The sequence below is a fragment of the Alteripontixanthobacter muriae genome (genome assembly GCF_013336795.1).
GTDB classification, from domain to species: Bacteria; Pseudomonadota; Alphaproteobacteria; order Sphingomonadales; family Sphingomonadaceae; genus Pseudopontixanthobacter; species Pseudopontixanthobacter muriae.
On record NZ_JAAFZT010000021.1, the window covers coordinates 22,084 to 28,455 of the forward strand.

A 6,372-nucleotide genomic window follows, 5' to 3' on the forward strand; every position below is an offset into this window, starting at 1 on the left:
AGCGCCTGTTCACAGCGCTGAGTGCAAAAATGCCGCTGTTGCGTCTCTTGCGTTCGGCACGATCGGACCCATGTGGCGCGTTCGCCCCTGTCGTGTTACCGCATGACCAAGCCACTGGATTGGATTATCGTGTCTAGCAACGCCAATTTCGCGAACTCGCAAAGCAGTCTGCCGGAAGCCGATGCCGCTGGTGAAAGCCAGCTGCCGTTCTGGAAAAGGAGCCATTATCTCGACCGGATGACATTCGGCGAGTTGGTGCGCGCCTATTTCCAGCATTACACCATCATGGCCTATCTGGGCCTGACGGCGGCGGCGATTGTCGCCTTCGCCTTCTATCCGGCAGGCTTCTGGGCCACGATCTTTTGTATCGGCGCGGCGCTTTTCGTCTATCCGCTGGCATGGCACCTGCTGCACCAATATGTCCTTCACGGCAAATGGATGTGGAAGTCAAAACTGCTCTCGCCGACATGGAAGCGCATCCACTACGATCATCATCAGGATCCCAACCATCTCGAAGTGCTTTTCGGTGCGCTGCACACCACCCTGCCCACGATCGCTGTCGCGACGCTGCCGGTTGGCTGGCTGATCGGCGGCCCGGGCGGGGCATTGGCGGCGTTCGCCACCGGTCTGCTCACCACCTGTTATTACGAATTCATGCACTGCATCCAGCACCTGGCGTTCAAGCCTAAATACAAGTGGGTGCAAACCATGAAGCAGCGGCATAACGAACATCACTATTTCGATGAAACCGGCAATTTCGGGATTACCAACTACGCCTGGGATCGCGTGCTCGGCACTTTCTATGAAAAGAAGGAGCGGCCCAAGCGCTCGCCGACTGTATTCAATCTCGGCTATGACGAGGAAATCGCCAAGACCTACCCCTGGGTCAAGGAACTGTCGGGCGGCATCGCCAGCGGTCACCCACGGCGTCGCGCGATACGCGAGAAGGACGGCGCGGCCCAAGGCTGACGGCGTCGGATGAACGAAGGACCGAAGGGCCGACTGCATTGAGCGACATCGTAATCAGGACGCTGTCGGCTGCGGACAGGAGCGAACGCGGGCGCTTCGTCGACATAGGTCGCCAGTTTTCACGAGCAGTCGCTCATTATGTGCCGCAATTGCGGTCGGAGCAGATGGAATTGCTTGATCCGCGGCGGAACCCGTTCTTCGATCATGCCGAAGTCCAGCTTTTCGCAGCCTATCGCGATGACAAGCCAGTAGGACGGATCAGCGCGCATATCGATCGCCTTGCCCTCGCCATGCCTGCCGAACAGGGCATGGGGCCGGGCACCGGTAATTTCGGCTATTTCGACGCAGCGGATGCCGAGGTCGCTCAGAGGCTGCTCGCCCGTGCCGAGGAGTGGCTGCGCGGGGCTGGCATGACGCGTGCGCTCGGGCCTATTTCACTGTCCGTATGGGAGGAACCCGGCCTGCTCACTGCCGGGCACGATCACGCGCCGACCATGATGATGGGTCATCATCCCGCGCACTATCGCGGCTGGATCGAAGCTGCCGATTACCACGCTGCAAAGACACTGCTGACTTACGAACTCGACATTACAGTGCCTTTCCCGCCGCTGATTCAGCGGATCATCACCTCGGGCGAACGGAATTCGCGGATCACCATTCGCGAGGCGGGCGTCGACGATTATGCCGGTGACGTACGGATCATTCTCGCCATTTTGAACGATGCGTGGTCGGACAATTGGGGCTTTATTCCGTTCACCGACCGCGAGATCGATTATGCCGCGCGCAAGTTGAAACCGGTAATCAACCCTGAACTTGTCCGCATAGCGGAGCTGGAAGGAAAGCCGGTCGCTTTCATGCTGACCCTGCCCGACATGAACGAGGTGCTGTCGCGCATTGATGGACGCTTGCTGCCGCTCGGATGGTTGCACGTGATGCGCTGGCTCAGGAACCCGAAGGCACGAACGATGCGCGTGCCGCTGATGGGGGTTTTGAAAGAACATCAGAATTCGCGACTGGCAAGCCAGCTGGCCTTCATGATGATCGAGTACATCCGCAGGGATGCCGTCGCAAAATTCGGCGCCACGCGCGGCGAGATCGGCTGGATACTCGATGATAATCAAGGCATGGTCGCCATTGCGGACGCCTTGAACACCAAGGTAAACCGCGAATACAGGATTTACCAAAAGGCGCTCTGAGCTTCGTCCTTTCGTTCGGCGGCAGTCGGGTCCTGCGCTGCGCCGGAAGGACACCGCCTGCGGGAACCCAAGCCACTGCAGCATCGTTTCCATCATGTTCTCCGCGCCCATTCCGGCGCGCGCTGGACAGGAGGATTGCCGGACTCATGGCCCAAAGCAAGGACCCGACTGACTCCCCTGCCGCGGCGGGCCGTGTCGGTCGGACCGCATCCGCAGGTGGCCTTCCCCGTTCCGTGCTGGTGGTCGAAGACGATACGATCCTGGCACTTGCGACCGAAGATGCCTTGCGCGCGGCTGGTATCGTGGAAATCCACATCTGCAACTCCACTGCACAGGCGCTGGAGATGCTACGCGAGATTTCGCCGGAAGCCCTTGTGCTTGACGTGCATCTGGCCGACCGCGACGATGGCTGGGCCATTGCCGAACTCGTGACCGAGATGGGCCCGAACCCGCCTCGCATAGTATTCTCGACAGGCGCGCCGCATGATATTCCCGAAGAGATCGGCGAACTCGGCACGGTGCTTGAAAAGCCATACGAACCCGAGCAATTGCTCGCGGCCCTTCGCACCAGACCGGCAGGGCTGCTGGCGCGTCTGCGCGGGGCGCTCGGCTGACCCCTGCTTTTTTGCGGCAATTTGCGACCGGCCTTCCTGGCCTTAACGGCAGGCAGGCTGGTGCCTTTCTACAGACTGCGTCTTGCTGAACACTCTTCTGCACCGCCGAAAAAAGGCCGACGAAAAAAAGGCCTTCGCTCCTATTGTCGAGCGAAGGCCTTTCGGGATCGTGTCACCAGCCGCTTGGACGGGAGGGGGGTCTCGGCGGTGACATAGAGGAAATGCACCATTGCGGAGGGGGTTCCGCAGGGTTGCAAATATTTTGAAAATTTTTCAAAGTGACGGATTGGCGCCAGTTTTCAGATGAATGGGCGCAATTGCTGGCTCCGTTCCTCATATTGCGCAAAGTCAACGGCGCGCTGCCGGTCCGGCAGGCTGATCCGGCCGGGAGTCCAGAACAGCAGACTGTCCCGCGCCAGGGCCTTCAGGGTGCGGTTGGTATGCACGAGGGAGAGCCCCAGCATGTCGGCGATCTGCGCCTGCGTGATGGGCAGGTCCAGGTGCTGGTCATGCAGCACGGGAATTCCCGAAGCCAAGGCGCGGTCGTGCAGCCAGACAGCCATGTAAGCGACTTTCTCCCGCGCATTGCGCTGGCCGAGCGCCACCATGTGATCTTCCAGCTCTGTCTCCTCGCACGCTGCCAGCCAGATCAGGTCGTAAGCCAGTTGCGGGTGCTCGGAGATTAACTCGTAAAATCTGCGGCGTCCGAAGTTGCAGAGCCTGGCTGGAAGCAAGGCCTGGACCGAATGGTTCAGCTTGTCGTCGAACGCTCCCTGCAGCCCGACGAAGTCGCCGGGGAACATGAAGTTCACGATCTGCCTGCGTCCGTCGTCAAGCGTGAGGAACCGGACAAGCACCCCTTCCAGCAGGGTGTGGAGGTGAACGCTGCGCTTCTCCTGTTCAAGCACGAGCCCGCCGCGTTCGACCTGAACCTCGCCTTCCTTGAACTTCTGCACGAAATCGAGGAGGTTGGGCGTGAGCGGACGCAGCCCCTTCCGTCCGGACAACGGGCACTGCGCGCAAGCAACTGTTGCCGATTGCCGTTCCATAGCTATATCCCCCGAACAGGCTCGCGATACCGAGTGCCCCGTTTCGGCGGCGGCACCGGGTTTGTCAAACGCCGCCGGAATGCGCCCTGGCGTTGACTGGAACCATCATCCACGCAGGGCGTTCACAAGCCAGCGAATTATCGGGAAGGGAATTTATGTCGCTTGGGGACCAGGTCGCCGCCAATCTGCCTTATCTGCGCCGTTATGCGCGCGCGCTTACTGGCTCGCAAGCCACGGGCGATGCTTTCGTGCGTGCAACACTCGAAGCGGCGCTTGCGGATCAGGAACTGAAGGAATCGCTGCAGCAGGGCCGTGTTCCGCTGTATCGTGCCTTTAACAAGGTCTGGTCCAGCGCCTATATGGAGGTGGACGATAATGACGGGTCCGGTTCGCATGAGGCTGCCGCATCCGATCGCCTGAAGACGATCACGCCGCTGAACCGCCAGGCCTTGCTGCTGACGACGCTGGAAGATTTCAGCATCGACCAGACTGCCGAGATCATGGACCTGTCCGAGGACGAGGTGGAATCCCTGGTTCAGGAAGCGGTTTCGGAAATCGACCGGGAATCAACCACCAGTGTTCTGATCATCGAAGACGAGCCGCTGATCTCGATGCAGCTCGAGGATCTCGTGCGATCGCTCGGTCATGACATCTGCGGTACGGCCGCTACCCGCACTCAGGCGCAGGAAGTCGTCGCCCAGCAGACGCCCGGACTGGTTCTCGCTGATATCCAGCTGGCGGACGGGTCCAGCGGCCTGGATGCCGTGGACGACATCCTGGCCATCGACAGCGTGCCGGTCATCTTCATCACGGCCTATCCGGAACGGCTGCTGACGGGCGACCGACCGGAACCGACCTATCTCGTGACCAAGCCGTTCCAGGAAGCCACCGTTCGCACGGCCATCAGCCAAGCGTTGTTCTTCGGGTCGAGCCGGCCCCTGGCCTGAACCAGCCTGATCTGGTTCACTACGGGCCGGGCAACAGGACAAGCATAGAAGAAAGCCGCCACTCCCTCACCGGGATGGCGGCTTTTTTAGTCTGCCCATCATCAATGGCGCTGCTTCCGTATAGCCCGCCTGCTAACCGTCAGCTCTGGTTCCGCCGGGCGCGGATTGCAAATTCGCTAGGAGTTCTGACCGGCACCAGCAAAATGCATTGCACACCTTGCGGGGCGAATTCGAGTTCCACAGGATTGCGGAGTTCATGCGCGACGATCTTCTCGATCAGATCCATGCCGAAGCCTCGCTTGCGTTCCCCTTCGACTTGTGGCCCACCACTTTCGGTCCATTCCACTCTGGCAAGATTGTCCTGCGTCAGCGACCATTGCACGCTGACATTACCGCCAGCGACACTCAAGGCACCGTATTTCGCTGCATTTGTCGCCAGTTCGTGAATTGCAAGGCCGAGGGAAAGGGCATCGTTCGGAGCAAGTTCGACCGTCGGCCCTTCCATCGTCACAGCATTGTCGCCGTCTCGGGCATAGGGAGCGATCTCGGCCCCGATCACGTCGCGCACGGGGGTTGTTCCCCATTCCGATTGCGTCAACAGATCGTGCGTTGCCGAAAGCGCCCGGATCCGCCCGTTCAGACCATCGGCGAATTCCTCAAGATTGTTCGCCCTGCGCCGGGTCAGCGACACGATGGACAGCACATTCGCCAGAGTGTTCTTCACGCGGTGGTTCAATTCACGAGTCAGCGAATTGCGGATCGAGTTCTGTTCGGCGAACCAGTCGAGCGATTTCTGATCCTCGCGCGCTTGCTGGGTCAGCAATCGTGCAACGACCATCAGCAGGCTTGCGACCAGCAGCCCGAAGATCAGTGTGATCATCGAAAGCGGTGCCAGCGATGAGCCCCTGGCCGATTCGACCTGCAGCATCATCGGCCTGTTGGCGATGGATACCTCGGTCGTCACGACTTCGCCGGTCTGCATTTCAGGCTCGATCTCGGCCAGCAGATTTTCCTCGGCCACGGCGCCATCGTAGAGGCGAATACCTTTCTGACCGCGCGTTTCCAGCTCGAGTGCGGAGGTCAGAAAATCCTGCGCGGTGAACGGACTGTAAATGAACCCGCGCAGTTCGCGGCCCATCTGCGATTCGCTCACCACCGGCATGTAGATGATGAAACCGGCAGCCGTTCCCGAACCTTCCTGCTGCAGGGTCACTCGTCCACTGGCCGTGGGCCGAAGGGTCCGCGCCGCTTCATCCATGGCAGCGCGGCGAACGGGTTCCGAATACATGTCGAAGCCCAGCGCGCGGCGATTGCGTTCCGTGTCGGGCTGAAGGAAAGTGACCGGCACCACCTGCGTCACGCTGTCGCGAATGGCGGGCCGGACATCCATGTCCCCCGGTGCATCGTCATCGTGCGATTCTTCGAATTCCTGAACCTGGTCCGGCCTTATGCGTTCGGCCCAGCCGAGCCCTTCCGCCCCGCGGTAGTCGGAATCGAGGCGCAATTCGTTCACAAAGCGGCGGAAAAGGGGCGCCGGCACATCCTCGACCGTGGCGAAAAGGGCGGCGCCTGCGCGCAGATAGGCGGAACTGGTATT

6 protein-coding genes are annotated in these 6,372 nt (G+C 60.5%); 4 read left to right on the forward strand and 2 right to left on the reverse strand.

Annotated elements, in window-relative coordinates:
• Window positions 1-237 precede the first annotated feature (237 nt).
• From G7A66_RS07320 to G7A66_RS07330, 3 genes are all read left to right on the forward strand, one after another.
• Window positions 238-969: a sterol desaturase family protein gene (locus G7A66_RS07320; RefSeq protein ID WP_232366727.1), complete on the forward strand. Its 732-nt coding sequence runs from the start codon at window positions 238-240 to the stop codon at window positions 967-969.
• Between the two features lie 38 nt (window positions 970-1,007).
• A complete protein-coding gene (locus G7A66_RS07325) occupies window positions 1,008-2,165 on the forward strand; it encodes a GNAT family protein (protein ID WP_174295041.1) in 1,158 nt (385 codons plus the stop codon).
• Between the two features lie 146 nt (window positions 2,166-2,311).
• The gene (locus tag G7A66_RS07330) at window positions 2,312-2,779 is read left to right on the forward strand and encodes a response regulator (protein ID WP_174295042.1); all 468 of its coding nucleotides are present in this window, start codon (window positions 2,312-2,314) and stop codon (window positions 2,777-2,779) included.
• Between the two features lie 299 nt (window positions 2,780-3,078).
• Here the strand turns inward: G7A66_RS07330 and G7A66_RS07335 are convergent, their stop codons facing one another.
• Window positions 3,079-3,786 carry a Crp/Fnr family transcriptional regulator gene (locus G7A66_RS07335; RefSeq protein ID WP_174295043.1) on the reverse strand — a complete coding sequence of 236 codons (708 nt, stop codon included), beginning with the start codon at window positions 3,784-3,786 and terminating at the stop codon, window positions 3,079-3,081.
• 197 nt (window positions 3,787-3,983) lie between these two features.
• Between G7A66_RS07335 and G7A66_RS07340 the strand changes: the two genes are divergently transcribed.
• Window positions 3,984-4,775, forward strand: a complete 792-nt coding sequence (locus tag G7A66_RS07340) for a response regulator (protein WP_174295044.1) — start codon at window positions 3,984-3,986, stop codon at window positions 4,773-4,775.
• 139 nt (window positions 4,776-4,914) lie between these two features.
• On the opposite strand, the gene G7A66_RS07345 is transcribed toward G7A66_RS07340, so the two are convergent.
• A partial coding sequence (locus tag G7A66_RS07345; protein ID WP_174295045.1) for a CHASE domain-containing protein occupies window positions 4,915-6,372 on the reverse strand: 1,458 nt, incomplete at its 5' end.

What these genes read in the sequence shown, in the direction of transcription:
- G7A66_RS07320 (WP_232366727.1), top strand. Translation starts at nt 238, where the DNA reads ATGACATTCGGCGAGTTGGTGCGCGCCTATTTCCAGCATTACACCATC.
- G7A66_RS07340 (WP_174295044.1), top strand. Translation starts at nt 3,984, where the DNA reads ATGTCGCTTGGGGACCAGGTCGCCGCCAATCTGCCTTATCTGCGCCGT.
- G7A66_RS07330 (WP_174295042.1), top strand. Translation starts at nt 2,312, where the DNA reads ATGGCCCAAAGCAAGGACCCGACTGACTCCCCTGCCGCGGCGGGCCGT.